The sequence below is a fragment of the Chitinophaga rhizophila genome (assembly GCF_019492185.1).
Classification (GTDB): domain Bacteria; phylum Bacteroidota; class Bacteroidia; order Chitinophagales; family Chitinophagaceae; genus Chitinophaga; species Chitinophaga rhizophila.
Genome location: NZ_JAICCF010000002.1, coordinates 1273343 through 1297110 on the forward strand (window position 1 = coordinate 1273343; position 23768 = coordinate 1297110).

The window sequence follows — 23768 nt, forward strand, 5'->3', positions numbered from 1 at the left end:
CAAAAAGGGACTAACCCATTTTCACGGTCTTCCGCTCTATACGTTTTTCATAGTTACTTCCCTGGAAGATGCGGTGCACATAAATGCCAGGTACATGTATATGGTCAGGATCCAGCTCACCTGGTTGTACCAGATGCTCTACTTCAGCAATGGTGATATTACCTGCTTTTGCCATAGAGGTACTGAAATTGCGGGTTGTCTTACGGAAGACCAGATTACCCATGGTATCGCCCTTCCAGGCTTTAACGATAGAGAAGTCAGCATGTAGAGCCATCTCCATGAGATAGTGTTTACCATTAAATTCGCGTACCTCTTTTCCGGCAGCGATCTCTGTTCCGTAACCGGCGGGTGTAAAAAAGGCGGGGATACCCATTCCGGCCATCTGTATGCGGGTTGCCAGTGTACCTTGAGGAATGAGGTCTACCTCCAGTTCGCCTGAAAGCAGTTGTCTCTCAAATTCTGCATTTTCGCCTACATAGGATGACAGCATTTTCCGGATCTGCCGTGTCTTTAACAGCAAACCTAGTCCAAATTCATCCACGCCGGCATTGTTGGAAATACAGGTCAATTGCTGAACGCCTTTACGTACCAGTGCAGCAATACTATTTTCGGGGATACCGCACAAACCAAACCCGCCCAGCATCAGGGTAGCGCCATCGCGGATGTCATGCAATGCCTCATCGGCATTAGCTACAACTTTATTCATGTTTTGGTGATGTTTATCAAGAGCAGCTCAGGAACGTAGCTTTACCGGCTTAGGTTGTGCCAACTTTGGGCCTGCTTCACTAACGGGCACACTGATACTTCTCTTATCTTTCTTAACAAATGGAATTAATGTGTCCTGTCCACCCCAAATTATGGTATTATTGTTAACCGGCAAAAGTGAGTTAATATTGGTGGTATACTCCTTATTGCGCAGATCAGCATCCAGTGACTCCTTATCTTTCGATACCATGCTGAACATCATATCATATATATTCTTCAACTTATCGGGGTGCGACTCGTAATATTTAAAACTGTGGTCAAATTCCTGCGGTGTCAGTTTGTGCAGATCCAGGATCTGGCGGTAGTAGACCTTCAGACGCTCCTTACGGACAGAATCACTGACAACAACACTTATCCCGTCTTCTTCCAGACCGGCATAAGAATCAGCCAGATTCATATCAAGTAAAACATCACGCATTTTTTCCTTTGGCAGGACGTCAGCCGGTACCTTATCCGCTTCTCCACATGCTGTGATCAGCAGCACGAGGCAAACTGCTATTATTCTATACATAAAGCTTATCTTCTTCAAAGATGCAAAACTATTTCATCTGCTGGTATTTTGCAGCATTCGTTACGTCCATTTGTGCAAGTAGCTGCGCAGCACGTGATTTCTCTTGTGGTGGAGACTTAGCAAAGATCTTCTGTAATTCATCAGCTTTGGCGCTGAAAAATACAGACATCAGCATAGAGTTGGGTATATCCTGGTATACGGCATATAACATATTCAGGCAATTCATAATAGTACTGCGGCCTTTATTCACATCTTCATACATCAGATCCATTCCCTGACGGTGATACTGGTACATTACGTCATGAAAACGACTGAATTTCACATTCAGCAGATTGTCCTGCAGCCAGTAACGATTACGGTTTCCCTCAAAAGGCTTCCAACCGGATATCTCTTTAGCGTCGGGTGCATTACTCACAATATTCAGGGCTTTTTTAAAGTACTCATCCCCCCCCTTCGCGGCAAAAGAGTCTGCATCCAGTCCGAGTATAATGTAGGTATAATATGCCAATATAGCTGTCAGATTAGACGCCAGCGGATCATTCCCCACTACCCTGTTATCGCTGAACTCCAATGGCTGAAACTCTACATAACGAAAGGCGACATTTACATCCTGCATATTCAGGGTGCTGCTGAGGTATCCGGCGTTATAGACCGGCCGTGTGGATTGAATAGTCAGGTTAGCTCTGAAGGTATTGTTGCCCAGGTCTTCTGTGACCATCAATAGGAAGTTGCATTCTATACGTTCTGCTGCACCAAACCCTTCATCTGTCCACCTGCGGCCATTCAAAAACTCCTTGATAGAGTTTTGCAGCGTTGTGAATACTTTTCTGCTTGTATTGTTATTCAGCCTGGCACCGGGAGTAACGGTCACATTAGCCCGTAATTCCTGCGCATGAACGGTAGTGATACCAGCGAATATGCACATGATTGACATCAGCAGTACAAAGTAGCGGGATTTATACTTTGCACACCATAAAAAAGCGTTTGTTGCCATTGTGATCATTCTGAGTTATATAGAGCAATATATTTATACGATCAAGGGAGTGTTGGTATGCAGGATATCCACTATTTTCCTGACAATATCCTGTGCCACTTCAGACTTTGACTTCAGCGGCAATTCATTGATACCGCCCTGTTTGTCAAATAAAGTTACCTTATTGGTGTCATGATTGAAACCTGCGCCTTTATCATTCAGGGAGTTCATCACTACCAGGTCCAGGTTCTTCTCCCGAAGCTTCTTCAACGCGTATTCCTGCTCATTATTGGTCTCCAGCGAGAATCCTACCAGCACCTGCTTTTCTGTACGGGTGGCCCCAAGGGTACGCAGGATGTCTTTCGTTTTCTCCAGCTCCAGGATCAGGGCATCTCCCTCTCCTTTCTTCATTTTGAGATCAGCAATATGCTTTGGCCGGTAGTCAGCAACGGCAGCGGCCATTACGATGACTTCCGACTGCGCAAAATGAGCTTCACTACCACGGAACATGTCGTCTGCTGTAACTACCCTGATGGTCTTTACCGATGGATGAGCAGCCGACAGGCCTGTTGGTCCAAGCACCAAGGTTACTTCGGCTCCTGCTGCGGCCAGTGCATCGGCTATAGCGATCCCCATCTTGCCGCTGGAGTGGTTGCTGATATAACGTACAGGGTCAAGTGGTTCTTGCGTAGGACCAGCAGTTACCAGTGCTTTTTTTCCCTGCAATGGTAGTGGAGAACCATTAACAGGTTGTAAATCACCAGCCTGTGAAGCAACAGACTCATTATTAAAATGCTCGTGCAGGTATTGTATAATATTTTCAGGTTCAGCCATGCGGCCTTCTCCGAACAATCCGCTGGCCAGCTCGCCTTTTTCCACAGGCAGCTGTTTATGCCCATAGGATAACAGCCGGGTGATATTGGCGCGGGTAGCGGGGTGGTGCCACATATCTTCATCCATGGCTGGTGCAATTAGTACCGGGCAGGTGGCAGAGAGATAAGTGGCCATCAGCAGGTTATCACAGGCACCGTTAGCCATTTTGGAAAGGGTATTGGCAGAGGCGGGAGCAATAAGCATAACGTCTGCCCAGCGACCAAGCATCACATGGTTATTCCAGCTCTGATTGTCACTGATGGTTACCGGTACTTCGTGTTTGGAGAGTGTGGCCAGGGTCAGCGGCGTAATAAAATCACAGGCAGACGGCGTCATCACTACTTTCACTTCGGCTCCTTCTTTTACCAGCAGGCGTACAATAGTAGCAGCTTTATAGGCAGCGATGCTACCGGATACACCTAATAAAATTTTCTTTCCTTGAAGCATGAGCTTATCGGCTATTAAACAAAAAAGGCGGCAGAAAGTATATTCTGCCGCCATGAAGTTAGATATTTTTCAGTCAAACTACTTAGCTATATAAGTCATCATCATTTCTGCGGAAGTAGATCTTATCTTCCAGAAATTCCATGGTTGCCTGGATAGCTGGATTTGCCATCCTTTCATAGAAACGGGAGATTTCAATCTGCTCTTTATTCTCGTGCACTTCCTCCAGGTTATCTGTGTGGCTGGCGAACTCTTCCAGCTTGGAGTGCAGTTCTTCCTTCACAGATATGTTAATCTGGTTGGCGCGTTTTGCGATAACTGCAATAGACTCATACAGGTTGCCAGTTTTGCCTTTGATCTCGGTGGTGTTTTTAGTTTCAACCATCGGATTAATGCTGCTGGTGAGACCTCTTTTTATTTTGCTCATTCTCCAGGGAATTATTATGATTATTAATTGTTTTTAATTTCTGTACCGGCGTTGTTATCCTTTTCTGCTTTATCAGCAGCCTTTTTAACCTTTTTCTCGTCTTTCTTTGAACGCTCCGGCTTACTATAGGCGTCTATTGTTTTGATATTACCTTGTGCTAAGTTATAATATTTTTCCGCATCTACTTTCAGTTTGCTGGTTGGGTAGTGATCAGCAAAGTCCAGGTACTCGCTCAACACTTCATCGTAGCGCTCTTTCTGCTTTTCCCAGATACTATTCTTGGCATACTGATAATAAGCCTTGATAGCCATATACTTATAAGCATCGCTTTTATCAGAGTCAGGGAACTGGCGCATCAGGCTTTTAAAGGTGATGGCAGCAGCATGGTAATGCCCTAAATTGTAATAAAGTTCGGCGTTATTGTATTCTTTCCTTTCCAGTTTCCTGCGGCTCAGCTCAATAACGAGGTTAGCTTCAGGTACTTTATCAGAAGTAGGGTAGTTGTTGATGAAGGTCTGCATAGCAGCAATAGCCTTCTGGGTATTGGTCTGATCCAGCTGTACCTTAGGGGACTGTTTATAATAGCAGTAGGCCTGCATATAGTCCATTTCGGTTGCTCTCGGACTGTTAGGGAAGTTATCCAGGTAATTTTTAAAGTAGAACCCTGCCTGCACGTAGTCTTTCATCTTATAAGAGCAGTAGCAGTAGTTATAGTACATTGGTTCGTACTTGTCAGTTCCCTTATATACCTGAAATAAAGATTCATACAACGCCTGAGCAGCGGTATATTTCTTTTTTGCATACAGTTTATCTGCGAATGCAAGCTTGGCTTCGTAATCCTTGCTCTTTTCGATCTTGCGCAGCTCAGTATTACATGATACTGTGGCTATTACCGCAACAAAGAGACTAATGTATAAAACTAATTTCCGCATAAAGAGGGCAAAGTTAAGAATTAAATGTAAATGTAAGATAGGGTGGGAATTGAAGCTGTTAAAATTTTGTAAAAGCGGGAGAGCCTGCTGACTACTATTTTGGTTTTCCTTCCAGGGGACGGCGTTTTCCACTTTTTACCACAGTAGGGAGAAATTACCTGATCTGGCAGGACAGGCAGGTCTAAACAGAGGGTGATCCGGCCTGTGGAATGCATATGTGCTTGTTCGTCGCTTGTTCGTCGCTTGTTCGTCGCTTGTTCGTCGCTTGTTCGTCCGCTGTCCAACCGGAGATCATTTACATCATCTCTTATATCGAACAGGTGAAATCCGGCACATTGTGGGCTGAAACATTTCGCCTGACAGGCAAGTAATCCACAGGGGTGGGTGGTAGACGGGAACCTATTCAGCGTGATATAACCTTAACTAAAACTCATTGATTTACAGCTAATATTATACAAAATCCTGTATTTATCGGCTAAGATAATATACGTAATTCTTTGTTATGCAAAATAGAAAACTTACTGACATCAGCTCGGCAGGAATCCTGTCGCCCAAATTATTGCGAACAGTTGTAATGTGAGAAGTAAAAAAATGTGGATAACTCATGTTAAAATCAACGTCAAACCAAAAAGGGAATACTGGCGGAGTCTACTAAGGATTTAGCTTTTAGCCTCAGCAGGATTTACACACACGTAATTAACAGTTATTAACATGTTATATACACGTTATCAACATAAACGGAGGGTTTTTACATCTCAAAACCGATGCGACTCAGTATTATAGGCAGATCGTTGCTGTGGAAAAAATTTATATTTCTTTTTTACGTTAGAGAGTGGGAAAAAGTGTTATTTTGTGTTAGAAAATGTTTTTCAAGGACTTTCGCCCCCAATTATGACAGGCTTTCTCGGTGAATATGAGGCTACATTGGATGCAAAGGGTCGCTTTCTACTCCCGGCGGGCTTCAAAAAGCAACTGGCAGAGAGCGCAGGAGAACAGTTTGTGTTGAACCGCGGCTTTGAAAAATGTTTGTCTTTGTATCCCATGAATGAATGGCAGCCCATTTTTGAACGGATCAGCAAGTTGAATGACTTCGATCCAAAGGTTCGGGAGTTCAGGCGGTATTTTCTTAATGGGGCAACAATATGTGAACTGGACAGTGCAGGGAGGTTATTGATACCAAAAAACTTGATGACCTACGCTTCGCTCGAAAAAAACATCGTGCTGGCGGCGGCGACAAATAAGATAGAGATCTGGGATCAGGGTAAGTACCAGGAGTTCTTTGAAAATTTCTCACCAGGGGCATTTAGCGACCTGGCCCAACAAGTAATGGGAGGCGGGGATAATAACATTTCGATTTAATTGACTGTATGGAAGAATCTTCAGCATATCATCTGCCCGTATTACTGCAGGAAGTGATCACCAACCTGCAGATACAACCTGATGGTGTATATGTAGATGCCACCTTCGGAGGTGGGGGCCACTCCAGGGCGATCCTGGAAAAGCTAAATGAGAATGGCAGACTTATCGTATTCGATCAGGATGAAGACGCGTATAAAAACCGGATAGATGACCCCAGGGTCACTTTTGTTCAGCAGAATTTCCGGCATCTGCAACGTTTTCTCCGGTTATATAAGTCTGTACCGGTAGACGGTATACTAGCTGACCTTGGAGTATCCTCCTGGCAGTTTGACACCGCAGAAAGAGGGTTCAGCACCCGCTTTGACGGAGACCTGGATATGAGAATGGACCAGCGTGGTACGCTTACAGCCGCCTCGATCCTTCAGTCATCCAACGAAAAAGAACTGCAGCTGATCTTTCAGAACTACGGGGAAGTTACAAATGCCCGTACACTGGCTAAGACCATCGTGCAGGAACGCAAGGCAAGACCAATGCGTACGATAAACGAATTTAAATCTGTAATTCAGCCGATAGTTAAAGGCAATCCGCAGAAGTACCTGGCACAGGTCTTCCAGGCGCTGCGAATTGTGGTCAATGATGAATTTGGTGCCCTGAAAGATATGCTGACCCAGTCAGCGGAAGTACTTAAACCGGGCGGTAAACTGGCAATCATTACTTTTCACTCTCTGGAAGACAGACTGGTGAAAAATTTCATGAAAACGGGACAATTTGAAGCACAAGACGAGACTTTCTCTTTCGAAACACCTCCGAAACTGTTCAAGTTAGTTACCAAAAAACCAGTTACTGCCAGCCCCGAAGAGCTGAAACGCAATACAAGGTCCCGAAGTGCAAAACTGAGGGTAGCTGAAAAAATATAAAGACTGATTATGAATCCGCTATGCCAATGTGCTTGTCTGCCGACAGGTAACATTGGCTTAGCAGTATAAATAATAAATCGTGTTGCAGGTAGAAGAAGAATACATATCAGCCGAAGAAGAAACCCCGGAAAAAAAACCGGAACCATCGGAACACCAGGAACAAAAGAAGGAATGGCGTCTGCGGATTAACTACAGAGCTATTACGCAAAATATGCCCTTCATACTGTTTCTGTCCGCACTCGCCCTGATATATATCGCCAACAGCCATCTTGCAGAAAAAAAAATCCGCCGGATAAATAAGCTGGGAAGGGAAATCAAAGAACTGAAGTGGGAATACCTCAACATAAAAAGTGACCTGATGTTCCAAAGTAAAATGAGCGAAGTAGGCAAAGCTGTAGAACCTATGGGGTTGAAACCGCTTAGCTCTCCGCCACAGAAAATAGAACTGGAGAAAAAGGAGTAACCTTTTATACATAACAAACAGTGGAAGTAAAGAAAGACATATTGTGGCGTGTGTATCTGTGCTTTATCGGCATGGGGCTGTTTGGTGTGGCAATCCTTGCAAAAATATTCATGTTACAGAACGTCGAAGGAAACTACTGGCGCAGCATGGCAGACAGCCTGCATACCCGGTACGTATCACTCGAAGCTGACAGGGGAACGATATATTCTGAAGAAGGCCGCATGCTTTCCACATCCATACCTTACTTTAACCTAAGGGTGGATTTTGCTGCTGACGGACTGAAAGCAAACAATGGTAAGATTTTCAAGGAGAACATTGACTCCCTGTCCATCTGCCTCTCCAACCTGTTTCAGGACCGTACTCCGCGAGAATATAAAACGCTTCTTAAAGAAGCCTACAAACACAAAGACAGGTACTTCCTCCTGAAAAGAGACGTACAATTTGTGCAATACCAGGCAGTACGCAACTTTCCTATGTTCCGGCTGGGAAAGAATAAGGGCGGCCTGATAGCGGAAACGAAGAATAAACGTATCAACCCTTTCAAACTATTGGCAAACCGCACAATAGGATTGTCCAGGGAAAATGCTCAGAACGTAGGTCTCGAAAGGACCTACGATAACTATTTAAAAGGCGTCACCGGTAAAAGACTGATGCGCCGTATCGCCGGTGGAACGTTCGTTCCTGTGGAAGGATATGATATTGAACCAGAAAACGGCCGCGATATCATCACCACCATCGATGTGAATATGCAGGACATCGCAGAAACAGCCCTCATGAATATGATGGTCAGCAACGAAGCGGAAACTGGTACCTGCATCCTCATGGAAGTGAAAACCGGAAAGATAAAAGCTATTGCCAACTTAGGCCGCCAGCCTGACGGTAGCTACTGGGAGGACATGAACTATGCCCTCCGTGTAGGTGAACCGGGCTCGACTTTCAAATTGGCTACCGTGATCGCCGCAATCGAAGACCGGTACGTCACTATGAACGATCAGGTAAACCTGAACGAAGGCCGCCTGCAGATAGGTAAAAGAACTGTTTTTGATTCAGAACCTCACCCTGGACAAACAAACGTCAGCATTAAACATGCTTTCGAGCTGAGTTCCAATGTGGGTATGGCGCAGCTGGCCATGAAATGTTACCAGAAAAAGCCCAATGATTTTGTGGCGCATCTGCGTAAACTGAAACTGGATAAAACCACAGGCATTGATCTAGTAGGAGAAGGCTCGCCTGTGATCAAAAGCACGAAGTCGAGAACATGGAGCGCCACCAGCTTACCATGGATGTCTTTCGGATATGAAGTATTGATCAGCCCTATGCAGACATGCATGCTGTACAATGCCGTCGCCAATAATGGTGTCATGATGAAGCCTTACCTGGTAAACGCTATTATGGAATACGGACAACCGGTGAGAGACTTTGATCCGGAGATAGTGATGGACAGCATCTGTTCACAAAACACACTCAGACAGGTAAAAGCCATGTTGGAAGGAGTTGTGACAAATGGTACTGCAAAATCACTCTGGTCTCCGTATTATAAGATTGCCGGTAAGACAGGTACCGCACTGGTAGCAAACGGTAAAGACGGTTATAGCAAGAAGATCTATCAATCTTCATTTGCAGGTTATTTCCCGGCCAATGATCCGCAGTTTACCTGCGTAGTGGTGATCAGGAATAAACCGAATGCCGTAAAGTTTTATGGCGGAGCAGTAGCAGGACCAGTATTCCGTGAAGTGGCAGATAAGCTGTATGCTATTGCAGTAGAAAAACAAAGACCTATGCGTGCCGCCATTGCGATTGACACATTGCTGGCATTCAAAAACGGACAGGGACGCGATTGGAAAACGATATTAAACACACTCAATCTGCCTACGCAAGGCGCTTTGGGTAACAGCAACTGGGTTAGTCCCCGGGTAGACGATAAAAAAATCGCCTTTACAACTGTTAAACAGATTAAAGGTGGAGTGCCTGATGTAACGGGGATGGGATTAAAAGATGCGCTATATCTGTTGGAAAATGCAGGTATGCGCGTAATTGTAAAAGGAGCCGGAAAAGTGACCAGCCAGTCACTACCTGGCGGATCAATATTGGGAAAAAACCAGACGATCGTAATAGAACTGAGCTAACAGAGCATGAAGACGCTGCGAGACATATTATACAATGTGAGCATCCGCGAAGTACACGGTAGTACAGAAACTATTGTCAATTCGCTGAGCATCGACTCCCGGGCTATTGGCCGGGGAGACGCATTTATAGCCATCAGAGGCGTACATGCGGATGGTCACCTGTTTATAGAAAAAGCAATTACACAGGGCGCTGCGGTAATCATCTGCGAAGAGATGCCACAGCAACCAGCGGAAGGCGTTACTTATGTACTGGTGAACAGCAGCGCAACTGCTGCGGGTATCATAGCCGGTAACTTCTACGATAACCCGTCACACAAACTGAAACTAGTAGGTGTAACCGGTACCAATGGTAAAACAACGGTCGCTACCCTCCTGTTTCGCCTGTTCAGTAAACTGCGTTTCCATTGTGGATTGCTGTCTACCGTACAGAACCAGATCGGCGATAAGGTAGTACCTGCAACACATACAACGCCAGACGCTATCCATCTGAATGCCCTGCTGGCAGAAATGGCAGACGACGGCTGTGAATATGTGTTTATGGAAGTAAGTTCACATGCAGTACATCAGCAACGTATTGCGGGACTGAAATTTGCCGGTGGTATATTCAGCAACATCACACATGATCACCTGGATTACCACAAAACCTTTGACGAATATATCAAAGTAAAAAAAGCCTTCTTTGACGGTCTGCCACAAACAGCCTTTGCACTCACCAACCTGGATGACAAAAGGGGGAATGTGATGCTGCAGAACACAAAAGCAAAGAAGCAGTCATATAGTCTTAAAACAGTAGCCGACTTTAAGGGTAAGATCCTGGAGAACAATCTCACAGGATTGATTATGACGGTGAATGATAAGGAGGTGCATTTCCGACTGATCGGAGAATTTAACGCCTACAACCTGCTGGCAGTATATGGCGCAGCCACACTGCTCGGGATGGACAAGGACGAAGTCCTGCAGGCGCTGAGCGATCTGTCAGGTGCAGAAGGACGATTCGATTATATCACGTCATCTAATGACAGGATAATCGGTATTGTAGATTATGCACACACCCCGGATGCATTACTGAATGTGCTTGCTACTATTAAAAACCTGCGCAAGGGTAATGAGCAGGTCATTACAGTAGTTGGTTGCGGCGGCGACCGTGATACGGCTAAACGCCCTGTCATGGCAGCAGTAGCAACAGAACACAGCGACAAAGTAATTCTGACGTCTGACAATCCGCGGTCAGAAGATCCGGTAGCGATCATTCAGCAGATGGAAGCAGGTATTCCTGTGCACCAGAGAAAGAAATCACTGTCTATTACCGACAGAAAAGAAGCCATCAAGACAGCAGTCAGCCTGGCTAACCCGGAAGATATCATCCTGGTTGCGGGCAAAGGTCACGAGAAATACCAGGATATCCAGGGAGTAAAACATCCCTTTGATGATAAACAGGTATTACGTGAGATGCTGGAACTGATGGGAAAATAACGACAAGACCGAAACACTAACTAACAAACTAACCGGACCTGTAAGTAATGCCTGCAGGTACGAGAGTGAGACTAACTAACTATATGCTATATTACTTATTTAACTATCTAAAATCATTAAACTTCAGCGGTAGCGGGATGTTTCAGTTCATCACGTTCCGGGTAACTATGGCATTGCTGCTGTCGTTGGCGATTTCACTGTTATTAGGTAAGCGTATTGTAAAGTATCTGCAGCGGAAACAGATTGGTGAAACAATCCGTGATCTGGGGCTGGCAGGCGAGAACTCCAAAAAAGGTACTCCGACCATGGGAGGACTGATTATTCTCTCTTCTATTCTGATACCTACCCTTCTTTTTGCACAGATCAAAACGGTATATATCTGGCTGATGCTGCTTTGTACCGTATGGCTTGGACTTATCGGTTTTCTGGATGATTATATCAAGGTCTTCAAAAAGAATAAGGAAGGACTTGCTGGCAGATTTAAAGTGCTCGGACAGATCGGTCTGGGCATCATCATAGGTAGCACCCTGTATTTTAACGAGAATGTGGTGATCTCCAGGGAGATCATTGGTGGTAAGAAACTGGCTCCATATGAGCGTGCAGTTAATCATCAGGAGAGACTTACAAAAGATGGACACAGATTTGCAGATGTAAAGACGCCTATCACAACCATCCCGTTTGTTAAGAACCATGAGTTTAACTATGCCAAACTGATTTCCTGGATGGGACCTGGCGCGGAGAAGTATACGTTCATTCTGTATATACTGATTGTAATAATCATTATTACAGCAGTATCCAACGGAGCTAACCTGACAGATGGACTGGACGGGCTGGCAACAGGCGTTTCAGCAGTGATAGGAGTATGTCTTGGCATATTTGCTTATGTATCGGGCAACATACAGTTTGCCGAATATCTGAACATTATGTATATCCCCAACCTGGGTGAACTGTCCATATTTATTGCCGCCTTTGTAGGCGCGTGTGTGGGCTTCCTCTGGTATAACGCTTATCCGGCGCAGGTATTCATGGGTGATACCGGAAGTCTTGCACTGGGTGGAATTATAGCCTCTATCGCGATCATCGTGAGAAAGGAATTGCTGATACCAATCTTCTGTGGCGTATTCCTGGTAGAAAATCTGAGCGTTGTGCTGCAGGTATCCTACTTCAAATACACAAAGAGGAAATATGGCGAAGGCAGGCGCATCTTCAAGATGTCTCCACTTCATCATCATTATCAGAAACTGGGTTACCATGAAAGTAAAATTGCAGTTAGGTTCTGGATCGTTACCATTATCTGTGCAGCAGTATCGATAGCAACGTTAAAAATGAGATAAACATGCAAAAGAAACTCATCATACTTGGAGCCGGCGAAAGCGGTATCGGCGCTGCCCTACTGGGGAAGCAGCAAGGGTATGATGTATTTGTATCTGATGGCGGAGCTATAAAAGACATCTACAAGCAGGAAATGGCGGTGAATCATATTCCTTTCGAGGAAGGCCAGCACTCCTGGGATGTGATACTTAACGCAGATGAGATTATTAAGAGTCCGGGCATACCTGAGAAGAGTGAACTGATGAAGAAAGTTCGAGCACAACAGGTACCTGTGATCTCTGAAATAGAATTTGCATACCGGTTCAGCAAAGACAATAAGATCATTGCTATTACCGGTAGTAACGGCAAAAGCACGACTACGGCACTGACGTTTAACATTTTTGAGACGGCAGGATTGCATGCAGCAATGGTGGGCAACATCGGCCTCAGTTACGCGAGGCAGGTAGCTACAGCGCCGGCGGATTATTACATTGTGGAGGTGAGTAGTTTCCAACTGGACGATATCAGGGATTTCAAGCCCAATGTCGCTATTCTGCTGAACATAACACCAGATCACCTGGACCGTTATGACTACAAAATGGCGAATTATGTGGCGTCAAAATTCCGCATAGCGATGAATCAGGGACCGGAAGATTATTTTGTGTACTGCGCGGATGATCCTGAAATCACGGGCTATCTGAAGGAGCACACTATTAATTCAACAACTATTCCGTTTACTATCATGGAACCATTAAAGCAAGGAGGATTTATGGCAAATGAACAAGTCAACATCCAGGTGAATGATGAGCCAATGATCGTATCAATGTATGATCTTGCATTGAAGGGCAAACATAACCTGTACAATTCAATGGCAGCGGGTATTGCGGGGCGCACAATGGACATTAGAAAGGAAAAGATCCGGGAGAGTCTCACCTCTTTCAAGAGTCTGGAACACCGGATGGAATACGTGGCAACGGTACGTGGAGTAGATTTCATCAATGATAGTAAAGCGACGAATGTTAATTCACTGTGGTTTGCGCTCGAGAGTATGGAAAATCCTGTAGTACTGATTATGGGAGGTGTGGATAAGGGTAATGATTACAGTGCAATACGTGATCTTGTCAAAGAAAAAGTAAAAGCGATCATCTGTCTGGGTATTGATAATGCGCCGATCCAGGATGCGTTATCAGGCTATACGCCGGCAATGATTGATACACGCAGTATGCAGGATGCTGTTAATGCAGCTTTCCGGTATGCGGCAAAAGGAGACGTTGTACTGCTTTCTCCGGCCTGCGCAAGCTTTGATCTCTTCAAAAATTATGAAGACAGAGGTAAGCAGTTTAAGGAAGCAGTAAAAGAACTGTAACCAGCCTGTATCCGGGATATAAGTGCCCGGGCTGACAGGCACCAAAAAAGTTGAGATGGACGTACTTCAGAGGACAAAAGGAGACAGAGTGATATGGACGATCGTAATCTTCCTGTCACTGGTAAGCCTGCTTGCCGTTTACAGCGCCACGGGATCCCTGGCGTACCGTGAACAGGGCGGTCATACGGAGTACTATCTGTTCAAACAATTGAGTGTACTTGGAATGGGGCTGCTGATTATCTATTTCGCACACAGGGTAAACTATACAATTTATTCCCGTGCTGCACAGATTGGATTTATCATTTCAATCCCTTTGCTGGTCTATACCCTGGCATTTGGAAGTAATCTGAATAGCGCCAGCAGGTGGATACATCTGCCGGTTATTAATCTGACATTCCAGACATCAGACGTGGCTAAGCTGGCCATATTTATGTACGTAAGCCGTGAGCTGTCCAAGCGTCAACATGTGATCACCGACTTTAAGAAAGGCTTCCTGCCTATTATTATTCCGGTTGCTATCATTTGTGCGCTGATTATGCCAGCTAACATGTCTACTGCATTATTGCTGGGTGCCAGCTGTATGATACTGTGTTTTATTGGCCGGGTACCTGTTAGGTTCCTGGCTTCCATGGTGATAGCAGGTGTCGTTATGATCGCATTGATCATCAGCGTTGCAATGGTGATTGGTAATCCGATGCGTATTGAAACATGGAAGAACAGGATCACGCATTTTGCATCGGGAGACAATGATGATCTGCCATACCAGGTGCAACAGGCAAATATTGCAATTGCAGGTGGGGGTATAATAGGGAAAGGACCGGGTAACAGTACACAGCGTAACTTTCTTCCTCATGCGTATAGCGACTACATATACGCAACAATTATTGAGGAGTATGGTATATTTGGTGCCTTTTTGATATTGATGGCCTACATGTTGCTATTGTTACGTAGCATTCGTATATATCGAAAATGTCCGTACGCATTCGGAGCATTTCTCGCAGTAGGTCTCAGCGTCACACTTGCGATACAGGCACTCACAAACATGGCAGTAAATGTAGGGCTGTTTCCCGTAACGGGGGTAACACTGCCGCTGGTGAGTATGGGTGGTTCATCCGTACTATTTACAAGTCTTGCAATAGGTATTATACTCAGCGTATCACGTAACGTAGAAGACCTGGAAGGCAAGCGGATAGAACAGGAAAGAATAGCCCGGGTAATGGAACAAAACGGCATGCAGCCAGCAGCTTAAAAGAATAATTAAAAAGTAAAGATAGATGCAACGCAGAATTATCATAGCAGGTGGCGGTACAGGAGGACATATCTTCCCGGCAATTGCCATTGCCAATGCGTTGAAAAAGATAGATCCGGAAACTGAAATTCTTTTTGTGGGTGCCAAAGGAAAAATGGAGATGGAGAAGGTCCCACAGGCGGGTTACAGGATTGAAGGACTAGAAATTGCAGGATTTAATCGCACCAACATGCTGAAAAACCTGTTATTACCGTTTAAGATATTAAAGAGCCTTGGACAGGCACGCCGGGTAATCAATCAGTTTCAGCCGCAGGCTGTAGTGGGCGTAGGCGGTTATGCCAGTTTCCCGATCCTGCGGAAAGCGCAGAGCAAAGGCATCCCGACATTGATACAAGAGCAGAACTCTTTTGCCGGCAAAGCGAATATGGTGCTCGGTAAAAAAGCGAAGAAGATCTGTACTGGCTATGATGGTATGGAGAAATTCTTCCCCGCTGATAAGATCATTGTAACGGGAAATCCGGTTAGAGGCAATATCACACAGTCATCAGTGACACGTGAGGAAGCAGCACAGCACTTCGGTTTGCAGGCAGGTAAAAAAACTGTCTTTGCAGTGGGCGGCAGCCTTGGCGCTAAAGCCATTAACGAAGCACTGCATCCGCTGCTGGCCAGCTTCGTAGAGAAAGATATACAACTGATCTGGCAGACAGGGAAGCCTTATTTTGAAACGGCGAAAAGTGCAGCAGCAGCTTACGCATCACATGTGAAAGTATTCGAGTTTATCAACCTGATGGACTTCGCCTACAAAGCAGCAGATGTAGTGATATCAAGAGCAGGTGCATTGGCAATAGCTGAGCTGTGTGTAGTGAAAAAGCCGGTAATATTTGTACCATATCCTTTCGCAGCAGAAGATCATCAGACCTTCAACGCGCAGAGTTTAGTGAATAAGAAAGCAGCGCTGATCATAAAAAATGATGACGCTGCGGCACAACTAGGGACAACATTATTCAGTTTGGTGCAGAATAAAGCACTAATGGAACAACTGGAAGAGAATATAGGACAACTGGGCAATACCAACGCTGACATGGTCATCGCAAAACAGGTAATGGCATTAATAGGGTAAATCACGTATTGAGAAAAAATGGATCTGAATAAAATAAAACGCGTCTACTTCATTGGCATAGGAGGCATCGGCATGAGCGCTATCGCACGATTCTTTAATGAGAAAGGCGTGCATGTAAGCGGTTATGACCGTACCGAAACAGCGCTTACACGCCAGCTGACAGCAGAAGGCATGCAGATCCATTATACAGATGATGTTGAACTGGCTGATAAAGAGGCAGAACTGGTCGTATATACACCTGCTATTCCCGGCACACATGCAGAGCTGATCTGGTTTGTACAGCAGGGATATGAAGTAGTGAAACGCAGTGATGTACTGCAGGAAATTACCAAAGAACTGTTTGCAGTAACTGTAGGTGGCACTCATGGTAAAACTACCACCTCTACCCTGATTGCTCATATACTTAGACATACAGGTTATGGTTGCAACGCATTTCTTGGAGGTATCAGCGCCAACTACGACCGGAACTTCTGGAGCAGCGACAAACAAGTAGCTGTAATAGAAGCTGATGAATATGACCGTTCATTCCTGAAACTGCATCCTGATGTGGCAGTACTTACTGCCATTGACGCAGATCACCTGGATATTTACGGCACAGAAGAAGAAGTACAGGAAGCATTTATACAGTACACCCGCAACATCAAAGCAAAAGGCACACTGGTGGCGAAACTGGGTTTACACCGCGCAGCAGAACTGAAAGGAGATCACCACATCTGGTATCATCTTGACGATAGTAAAGCTGACATATATGCAGCCAATATACACCCGGCTGAAGGTGGATACAGATTTGATGTGATACAGAAAGACTGGAAACTGACAGATGTCTATCTTCCTGTCGGTGGCACACACAACATTGAAAACACCATAGCAGCAATAGCCGTAGCGCACCTGCTGGATATTGCGGATGATAAGATCAAAGCAGCGATTGCAGATTTTAAAGGCATCAAACGTCGTTTTGAATACCTGGTGAAAAATGACTATCAGGTATACATCGACGATTATGCACACCATCCGGAAGAGCTGCGAGCACTGATTACAAGCGCACGCGCATTGTTTCCGGATAGAAAATGTGTAGTGCTGTTTCAACCGCATCTGTATTCACGCACACGCGATTTTGCAGAAGGTTTTGCAGAAAGTTTATCCCTGGCGGATGAAATACTGCTGTTACCGATTTATCCGGCAAGAGAATTGCCTATAGAAGGTATACACAGTGAAATGATTGCAAAAATGATCAGCAAACCTGTTCAGGTAATTCAGAAAGAAGAGGTACTCTCATGGATAAAAGCGAATAGTGCCCCGCTATTTATCACTGCAGGAGCCGGAGATATTGATCAGTTCCGGGAACCAGCAGAAGAGATACTAAATGGAAAAGGTATTGTAGAAAACGAAGAAGTAAAAAAGAAAGCTTAAACTTTAGAATAACAATAAATGCAGCAAAAGACCCGTAAGGTATTAAGACGAATTGGTGTCACTCTCCTCTGGGCGGGTGTGCTGACCGGTTTTGTCATCCTACTGGTAGCGGCGGTGCATGACAAGAACGATGGAAAGTGCACAGGAATCGTGGTGAAACTGCAAGGTGAAGACGATGCTAACTTTTTTATCGAAGAGAAAGATATTAAGTCACTGGTAGCACGGGATAAAGCAACTAACCCGGTAGGAAAAGCTATCAAGGATATCAATACTGCTAACCTGGAACAGATTGTATCGCGCGATCCTTGGGTAAAGAAAGCAGAGATATTCATAGACAATCAGCGTAAGCTGAATATCAAAGTAACACAGCGGGAGCCACTGGCGCGTGTATTCACGACAAATGGCAACAGCTTTTACTTTGACAGGGATGGGGACCGGATACCGGTATCTACCCGATATGCCGCCCGCGTACCGGTGTTCACAGGCTTCCCTACAGATGCTGATAAATTGCAATCAGCAGACAGTCTTGTAGCGGCAGGCATTATGGCACTTGGCAGCTTTATTCAGGAAGATCCGTTCTGGTCTGCACAGATAGAACAGATTACGGTTACTCCGGGGCGTGAGTTTGAACTTATTCCAAAGCTGGGCGATCATATAATCGTCTTTGGTGACGGACACGATGTGGAAAAGAAGTTCAGCAAACTGCTGGCGTTCTATAAAGAGGGACTGAATAAAGTAGGCTGGAACAATTACGCTAAGATTAATGTTGCTTATGACAATGAGGTGGTCTGCACCAGACGGACAGGAGAAGAGTTGTCAAAGAAACTGGCAGTTGAAGACAGTGCACGTATTGCCAGATTAAGTGATTCTTCTGACAGATCAAGGATACACCAAGATGAAGTAAAGCAAGCAGTAACGACCCCCGGGAAGAAGACGCCGGTTAGAGTAGTAACAGCCAGGCCATCGCTATCAAAAGCAAAAGAATCTAAAGCGGCGGCGGCTGATAAAACAACTCCAAAGGCGGTGTACAAACCGGGTAAAAAATCTGTCAACACAACAAAAAACAATAGAACGCCATGAATCAGGAAGCTCCCATCATTGTAGGTCTCGATATTGGCACTACAAAGATTGCTGCCATTGCAGGCAGAAAGAATGAATACGGGAAACTGGAAATCCTGGGATTCGGTAAGGCCCCGTCGTTCGGCGTACAGCATGGTATGGTGCTGAATATCGACCAGACGATAAAAGCTATCCGTCAAGCACTTGAAAATTGCTACGCTTCTAATCCGAATCTCGAAATCAATGAAGTATACGTTGGTATCGCAGGTCATCATATTAAAAGTCTGCAGACACGCGGTGATATCGTTCGCAGCGATACCGATGCAGAAATTTCGCAGAAAGACATTGATCAACTGATCAATGACCAGTATAAAACAGTGATTCCCGCCAGTGATCAGATCATTGACGTGATACCACAACAGTATATCGTAGACAGCCTTCAGAACATCACCTACCCTATCGGTATGTCAGGTGTGAAAGTTGGCGCTAATTTCCATATCATCACTGGTGATAAGAATGCTATCCGTAATATTAACCGTAGTGTGGAAAAATCAGGTCTTAAAATACATGACCTCGTGCTGCAGCCACTGGCATCAGCAGCAGCTGTTATGTGTGATATGGACTTTGAAGCAGGTGTAGCTATCGTGGATATTGGTGGGGGAACCACAGACCTCGCCGTATTCTATGAAGGTATACTGAAACATACTGCTGTAATACCTTATGGTGGTGAGAACATTACCAATGATATTAAAAACGGGTTGGGTGTATTGAAGACACAGGCAGAACAAATGAAGGTGCAGTTTGGTTACGCCCTGGCAGATGAAGCCAAGAGCAATGCCTACATCACTATTCCCGGACTGCGTGGTCAAAGCCCGAAAGAAATATCTGTAAAGAACCTGGCTCACATCATACAAGCCCGCATGAGTGAGATCATGGACTTCGTGGTGTATCATCTGAAACAAATCGGAATGGATAACAAAATGCTGAATGGCGGTATTATCCTGACCGGTGGTGGTTCTCAGCTGAAACATCTCATACAGTTAACAGAATACACAACCGGTGTAAGCGCACGTATCGGGTTTCCGAATGAGCACCTGGCCAGCGGTCATATTGACGAACTGACCAAGCCAATGTACGCTACCTGCGTAGGTCTAATACTCAAAGGCTACAATGATTATGAGAACGACCGCAGAGCACTGGAAGAAAATTATGTAAAGATCAACACCAGCTATGTTGCGAAAGAGCAGGCAGCGCAAACTGTCAATCTGCCGGAAGAGAGCTGGGAAGACGATGAGCCTACTGTTGAACAGATTCAAGAAAGAAAGGCCAAAGAACGGAATGCTTCGCTGAAAACATTCCTGGACAGGATGAAGACAAAGATCATAGACATGTTCACGGAAGAAGAAGATGCGAAACTTTAACAGGGGTATTATCGGAAGTGGCGCAATTGTTGCAGCCATGAACGATTTAATAATCAAATAATTAATAGCGGATAATTAATAACGTAAGAAGACTTGTGGGCATTATTAATTATACAAACTAACCCATAAAAGAGATAGAGTCATGATACATTTTGATCTTCCCAAGGAAAAATCTTCCATCATCAAGGTGATCGGCATTGGTGGTGGCGGTAGCAATGCGGTGAACCACATGTACAACCAGCACATCGAGGGCGTGAATTTTATCATCTGCAATACCGATGCACAAGCTATCGCAAACAGCCCTGTGCCTAATAAGATCCAGTTGGGACCACATTTAACACAGGGTCTGGGGGCAGGAGCCAATCCCCGTATCGGTGAACAGGCGACGGAAGAATCCTTTGAAGAAATCAAAAAGATCTTAGAGGTGAATACCAAAATGGCCTTCATTACCGCAGGTATGGGTGGTGGTACCGGAACAGGTGGTGCTCCGATAATTGCGCGCATATGTAAAGAACTGGGTATTCTAACGGTGGGTATTGTTACAACGCCCTTCTCCTACGAAGGGAAGAAAAGGATGGGGCAAGCCGACGAAGGTATTACCAGACTGAAAGAGTATGTTGATACGCTCCTGATCATTTCTAACGATAAGCTACGCCAGAAATACGGCGATCTTAAATTTAAAGCAGCTTTCGAGAAAGCGGATAACGTACTCGCAACAGCGGCTAAGTGTATCACCGATGTGATCAACTCAACTGGTCAGATCAACGTGGACTTTGCCGATGTGTGCACAGTTATGCGTAATGGTGGTGTGGCTATACTTGGTGCAGCAACTGCAGAAGGTGAAAACCGTGCGCAGAAAGCAATCGAAGATGCACTGACCTCTCCATTGCTGAATGATAATGATATCCGTGGTGCGAAATGGATACTTATCAACATTTCTTCTCAGGAGGGTGAATTTGAGCATACTCTGGATGAAATGGATACCATACAGGCATACGTTCAAAGCCAGGCAGGCGAGGATTGCGATGTGATCCTTGGTGTTGGCTACGACGAAAGCCTCGACAGAAAACTGGGTGTTACTATTATCGCTACCGGCTTTGAACAGAAACCGATCCAGCAGGTAAAAATGACGCCACAGGATCCTTCACGCGCACAACCCAAGATCGTAATGCAACTGGGCCAGGACGGTGATGAAAACAAGATGAACAACAACTTCCGTCAGGATTCGTTGTTCGTTGAACCAGCGGACCATATGGCACCCCGCCTGGTAGAACCTGTGGTGACCCAGCCAGTAACAACCTATCAGCCGGCACAACCTGTACAGCCAGAGAGACAAAACTATACGCTCAACGTTGAGCCAGTTAGTACTCCCCAGCCAACTGCAGGATATAGTGGTAATGTAAATGTGATACAGCCTAATCCTTCTTCTGGAGGTTATCCGGCTGGTCCTGCTTACATCTATATAGAGCCAGGCAACAACACATCTGCATCTGATATTCCTGAGATGAAAATTGTATTCAGAGAAGAAGACCAGAAGCCAAATGCGCCTTCTGAGATTCACCTGCATGCTTTTGAAGAACAACTGGAAGAGCAGAAACGTAAACAGGCTGAACGTGTAGCAAAACTACGCAGCATCAGCTTCAACGTAAAAGGCATAGAAAATAACGCGGAAATGGAAAATATCCCTGCATACATCCGCCGTAATATCAACCTTGATAACGGCGCAGGTTCAGCAGAGAATTTCTATTCTAACTATACTGTTTCCGATGGTCAGAATAACCAGGCAGAAATCAATACGATTAATACCTTTTTAGATGGGAAAAAACCCGATTGATCTATTCGGACGTTTGATTGTTTTTTAGTTGTGTTAAAGAAAGTCCTCCGGTTCCCCGGGGGACTTTTTTTATGCACTTTCTATCAGGTACACAATCAGTAATACACTTACCAGGAAAATGAAAGCTGTAAGTAATGTAATAAGCAGCGATGAATGCTGATATACACCTGTTAATAACTGCTTCTCCGTACGCTTGTATCTTATATAGGAAAAGATGGTAGTACCAGCTCCGACAGCAACCAGTAATATGCCTGCAATGGCAGAATACCCCCGGGAAGGTATGACATAGTCCTTTCCCAATACAACAGACAGCTGCTTCACAAACAACGAAAATTTGACCACTACAAAGCCAAAAGCCATTATTCCGATACTGGTCCTGGTCCACGCAAGTAATGTACGCTCATTCGCCAGATGATCGCTGGCACTGCCTTTCTGCTTATTTTCGGACATACGCTGAGAATTTAAATGATGACATAATTGCATCAACAACAACCTGACCATAAAAAAGGGGAAAAATCCCCTCCAGCTGACAGGGATTGTACCCCATTAACACATAATTAACAATTAAACCGATACGATCCGGTATTTTTGATAGGATATTATTTCAACCCCTTTTTACCTAAAACTATACCCTTATCATTAAAATTCCTCCTATGGATTTCAAAGATCAATTAAAACAGCTGGGTGACAGAGTTGCCAGACTAAAAGAGCAGATACTGACAGAAGAAGCTACCAAGAATGCTTTTATTATGCCCTTCATTCAATGCCTAGGATACGATGTATTCAACCCCCTGGAAGTAACACCCGAGTTCATCGCAGACATCGGTATTAAAAAAGGAGAAAAAGTAGACTATGCAATCATGCAGGAAGGAAAACCTACTATACTGATAGAATGTAAACATTGGTCTACTGATCTGAATCCGCACAACAGCCAGTTATTCCGGTATTTCCACTGCACCAGCGCGCGGTTCAGTATCCTTACCAATGGCATCCATTACAAGTTCTATACGGACCTCGTGGAGCCTAATAAAATGGACGAGAAGCCATTCTTTGAATTTTATATTGATGACCTGAAGGAAATTCAAACAGAGAAGCTAAAAGAGTTTCACAAGAGTTATTTCGACCTGGATAAAATACTGACAACTGCCAGTGAGCTGAAATATACCAATGAGATCAAAAACATTATTTCACGCGACCTTAATGAACCATCTGATGAATTTACCAGGTATTTTGCGAAACAGGTATATCCATCTTCTGTTACTGCAAGAATACTCGAGCAATTCAAAGGCTTACTGAAAAAGTCCTATCATCAGTTCATTAACGATGCTATCAATGAAAGACTAAAGTCAGCGCTGAATACCCAAGAGCAGGAAGCAAAAGAAGAAGTAACAATTCCCGACCTCACAGAAGAGGAAAATAAGATCATTACTACGGAAGAAGAACTGGAAGCCTACCATATTGTACGCTCTATGCTAAGACAGAAAATCAGCGCAGGCAGAATAGTATTCAGAGATACACAATCTTACTTCGGTATCCTGCTGGATGATAATAACAGGAAACCATTATGTCGCGTTCACCTGAATGGGAAGCGGAAATTCCTGTCATTGTTTGATAAAGATAACGAAGAGAAGATCGAAATCAGTGGTATTGACGACATCTATAACTACGAAGCACAGCTGTGGAAAACTGCCCTGAAATATGACCCTGCGGTGAACGCAGATAGCAAGTAAATAGA

21 protein-coding genes are annotated in these 23768 nt (G+C 44.7%); 14 read left to right on the forward strand and 7 right to left on the reverse strand.

Annotated features, from left to right (window positions below):
- Positions 1-10: 10 nt before the first annotated feature.
- The 6 genes from K1Y79_RS14100 to K1Y79_RS14125 form a co-directional block, all read right to left on the reverse strand.
- Positions 11-706 carry a CoA transferase subunit A gene (locus tag K1Y79_RS14100; protein ID WP_220250742.1) on the reverse strand — a complete coding sequence of 232 codons (696 nt, stop codon included), beginning with the start codon at positions 704-706 and terminating at the stop codon, positions 11-13.
- Positions 707-733: 27 nt separating this feature from the next.
- Complete coding sequence (locus tag K1Y79_RS14105) at positions 734-1276, reverse strand: DUF4296 domain-containing protein (protein ID WP_220250743.1); 543 nt, start codon at positions 1274-1276, stop codon at positions 734-736.
- Between the two features lie 28 nt (positions 1277-1304).
- Positions 1305-2270, reverse strand: a complete 966-nt coding sequence (gene porD / locus K1Y79_RS14110; RefSeq protein WP_236059599.1) for a type IX secretion system protein PorD — start codon at positions 2268-2270, stop codon at positions 1305-1307.
- 33 nt (positions 2271-2303) lie between these two features.
- A complete protein-coding gene (gene coaBC, locus K1Y79_RS14115) occupies positions 2304-3569 on the reverse strand; it encodes a bifunctional phosphopantothenoylcysteine decarboxylase/phosphopantothenate--cysteine ligase CoaBC (RefSeq protein WP_220250745.1) in 1266 nt (421 codons plus the stop codon).
- An 82-nt stretch (positions 3570-3651) separates the two neighbouring features.
- Positions 3652-3993 (reverse strand): DNA-directed RNA polymerase subunit omega, encoded by a 342-nt coding sequence (locus K1Y79_RS14120; protein WP_220250746.1) that lies wholly within the window; start codon positions 3991-3993, stop codon positions 3652-3654.
- A 23-nt stretch (positions 3994-4016) separates the two neighbouring features.
- The gene (locus tag K1Y79_RS14125) at positions 4017-4925 is read right to left on the reverse strand and encodes an outer membrane protein assembly factor BamD (protein ID WP_220250747.1); all 909 of its coding nucleotides are present in this window, start codon (positions 4923-4925) and stop codon (positions 4017-4019) included.
- A gap of 852 nt (positions 4926-5777) precedes the next feature.
- Between K1Y79_RS14125 and mraZ the strand changes: the two genes are divergently transcribed.
- The 13 genes from mraZ (at position 5778) to ftsZ (ending at position 22033) form a co-directional block, all read left to right on the forward strand.
- Entirely contained in the window at positions 5778-6284 is a 507-nt protein-coding gene (mraZ, locus tag K1Y79_RS14130) for a division/cell wall cluster transcriptional repressor MraZ (protein ID WP_317197485.1), read from the forward strand.
- Between the two features lie 8 nt (positions 6285-6292).
- Positions 6293-7201, forward strand: coding sequence for a 16S rRNA (cytosine(1402)-N(4))-methyltransferase RsmH (gene rsmH, locus K1Y79_RS14135; protein WP_220250748.1), 909 nt, complete (start codon positions 6293-6295; stop codon positions 7199-7201).
- 79 nt (positions 7202-7280) lie between these two features.
- Positions 7281-7664, forward strand: a complete 384-nt coding sequence (locus K1Y79_RS14140) for an FtsL-like putative cell division protein (protein ID WP_220250749.1) — start codon at positions 7281-7283, stop codon at positions 7662-7664.
- A gap of 110 nt (positions 7665-7774) precedes the next feature.
- The gene (locus K1Y79_RS14145) at positions 7775-9790 is read left to right on the forward strand and encodes a penicillin-binding protein (RefSeq protein WP_236059600.1); all 2016 of its coding nucleotides are present in this window, start codon (positions 7775-7777) and stop codon (positions 9788-9790) included.
- 6 nt (positions 9791-9796) lie between these two features.
- Complete coding sequence (locus K1Y79_RS14150) at positions 9797-11263, forward strand: UDP-N-acetylmuramoyl-L-alanyl-D-glutamate--2,6-diaminopimelate ligase (RefSeq protein WP_220250751.1); 1467 nt, start codon at positions 9797-9799, stop codon at positions 11261-11263.
- 137 nt (positions 11264-11400) lie between these two features.
- Positions 11401-12597 carry a phospho-N-acetylmuramoyl-pentapeptide-transferase gene (mraY, locus tag K1Y79_RS14155; RefSeq protein ID WP_236059601.1) on the forward strand — a complete coding sequence of 399 codons (1197 nt, stop codon included), beginning with the start codon at positions 11401-11403 and terminating at the stop codon, positions 12595-12597.
- A 2-nt stretch (positions 12598-12599) separates the two neighbouring features.
- Positions 12600-13940 carry a UDP-N-acetylmuramoyl-L-alanine--D-glutamate ligase gene (gene murD, locus K1Y79_RS14160; RefSeq protein ID WP_220250753.1) on the forward strand — a complete coding sequence of 447 codons (1341 nt, stop codon included), beginning with the start codon at positions 12600-12602 and terminating at the stop codon, positions 13938-13940.
- A gap of 55 nt (positions 13941-13995) precedes the next feature.
- Complete coding sequence (locus K1Y79_RS14165; protein ID WP_220250755.1) at positions 13996-15189, forward strand: FtsW/RodA/SpoVE family cell cycle protein; 1194 nt, start codon at positions 13996-13998, stop codon at positions 15187-15189.
- 25 nt (positions 15190-15214) lie between these two features.
- A complete protein-coding gene (murG, locus tag K1Y79_RS14170) occupies positions 15215-16309 on the forward strand; it encodes an undecaprenyldiphospho-muramoylpentapeptide beta-N-acetylglucosaminyltransferase (RefSeq protein ID WP_220250756.1) in 1095 nt (364 codons plus the stop codon).
- Between the two features lie 18 nt (positions 16310-16327).
- Complete coding sequence (gene murC, locus K1Y79_RS14175; RefSeq protein ID WP_220250757.1) at positions 16328-17719, forward strand: UDP-N-acetylmuramate--L-alanine ligase; 1392 nt, start codon at positions 16328-16330, stop codon at positions 17717-17719.
- A gap of 18 nt (positions 17720-17737) precedes the next feature.
- Entirely contained in the window at positions 17738-18799 is a 1062-nt protein-coding gene (locus tag K1Y79_RS14180) for a cell division protein FtsQ/DivIB (RefSeq protein WP_220250758.1), read from the forward strand.
- Complete coding sequence (gene ftsA / locus K1Y79_RS14185; RefSeq protein WP_220250759.1) at positions 18796-20199, forward strand: cell division protein FtsA; 1404 nt, start codon at positions 18796-18798, stop codon at positions 20197-20199. Before K1Y79_RS14180 ends, ftsA begins: the two co-directional genes overlap by 4 nt.
- A gap of 142 nt (positions 20200-20341) precedes the next feature.
- On the forward strand, positions 20342-22033 hold the full coding sequence (ftsZ, locus tag K1Y79_RS14190) for a cell division protein FtsZ (RefSeq protein WP_220250760.1): 1692 nt from the start codon (positions 20342-20344) through the stop codon (positions 22031-22033).
- 69 nt (positions 22034-22102) lie between these two features.
- On the opposite strand, the gene K1Y79_RS14195 is transcribed toward ftsZ, so the two are convergent.
- The gene (locus K1Y79_RS14195) at positions 22103-22483 is read right to left on the reverse strand and encodes a YidH family protein (protein ID WP_220250761.1); all 381 of its coding nucleotides are present in this window, start codon (positions 22481-22483) and stop codon (positions 22103-22105) included.
- 203 nt (positions 22484-22686) lie between these two features.
- Here K1Y79_RS14195 and K1Y79_RS14200 point away from each other — a divergent pair, with 203 nt between their 5' ends.
- The gene (locus K1Y79_RS14200; protein WP_220250762.1) at positions 22687-23763 is read left to right on the forward strand and encodes a type I restriction endonuclease; all 1077 of its coding nucleotides are present in this window, start codon (positions 22687-22689) and stop codon (positions 23761-23763) included.
- The last annotated feature ends 5 nt before the right edge of the window (positions 23764-23768 follow it).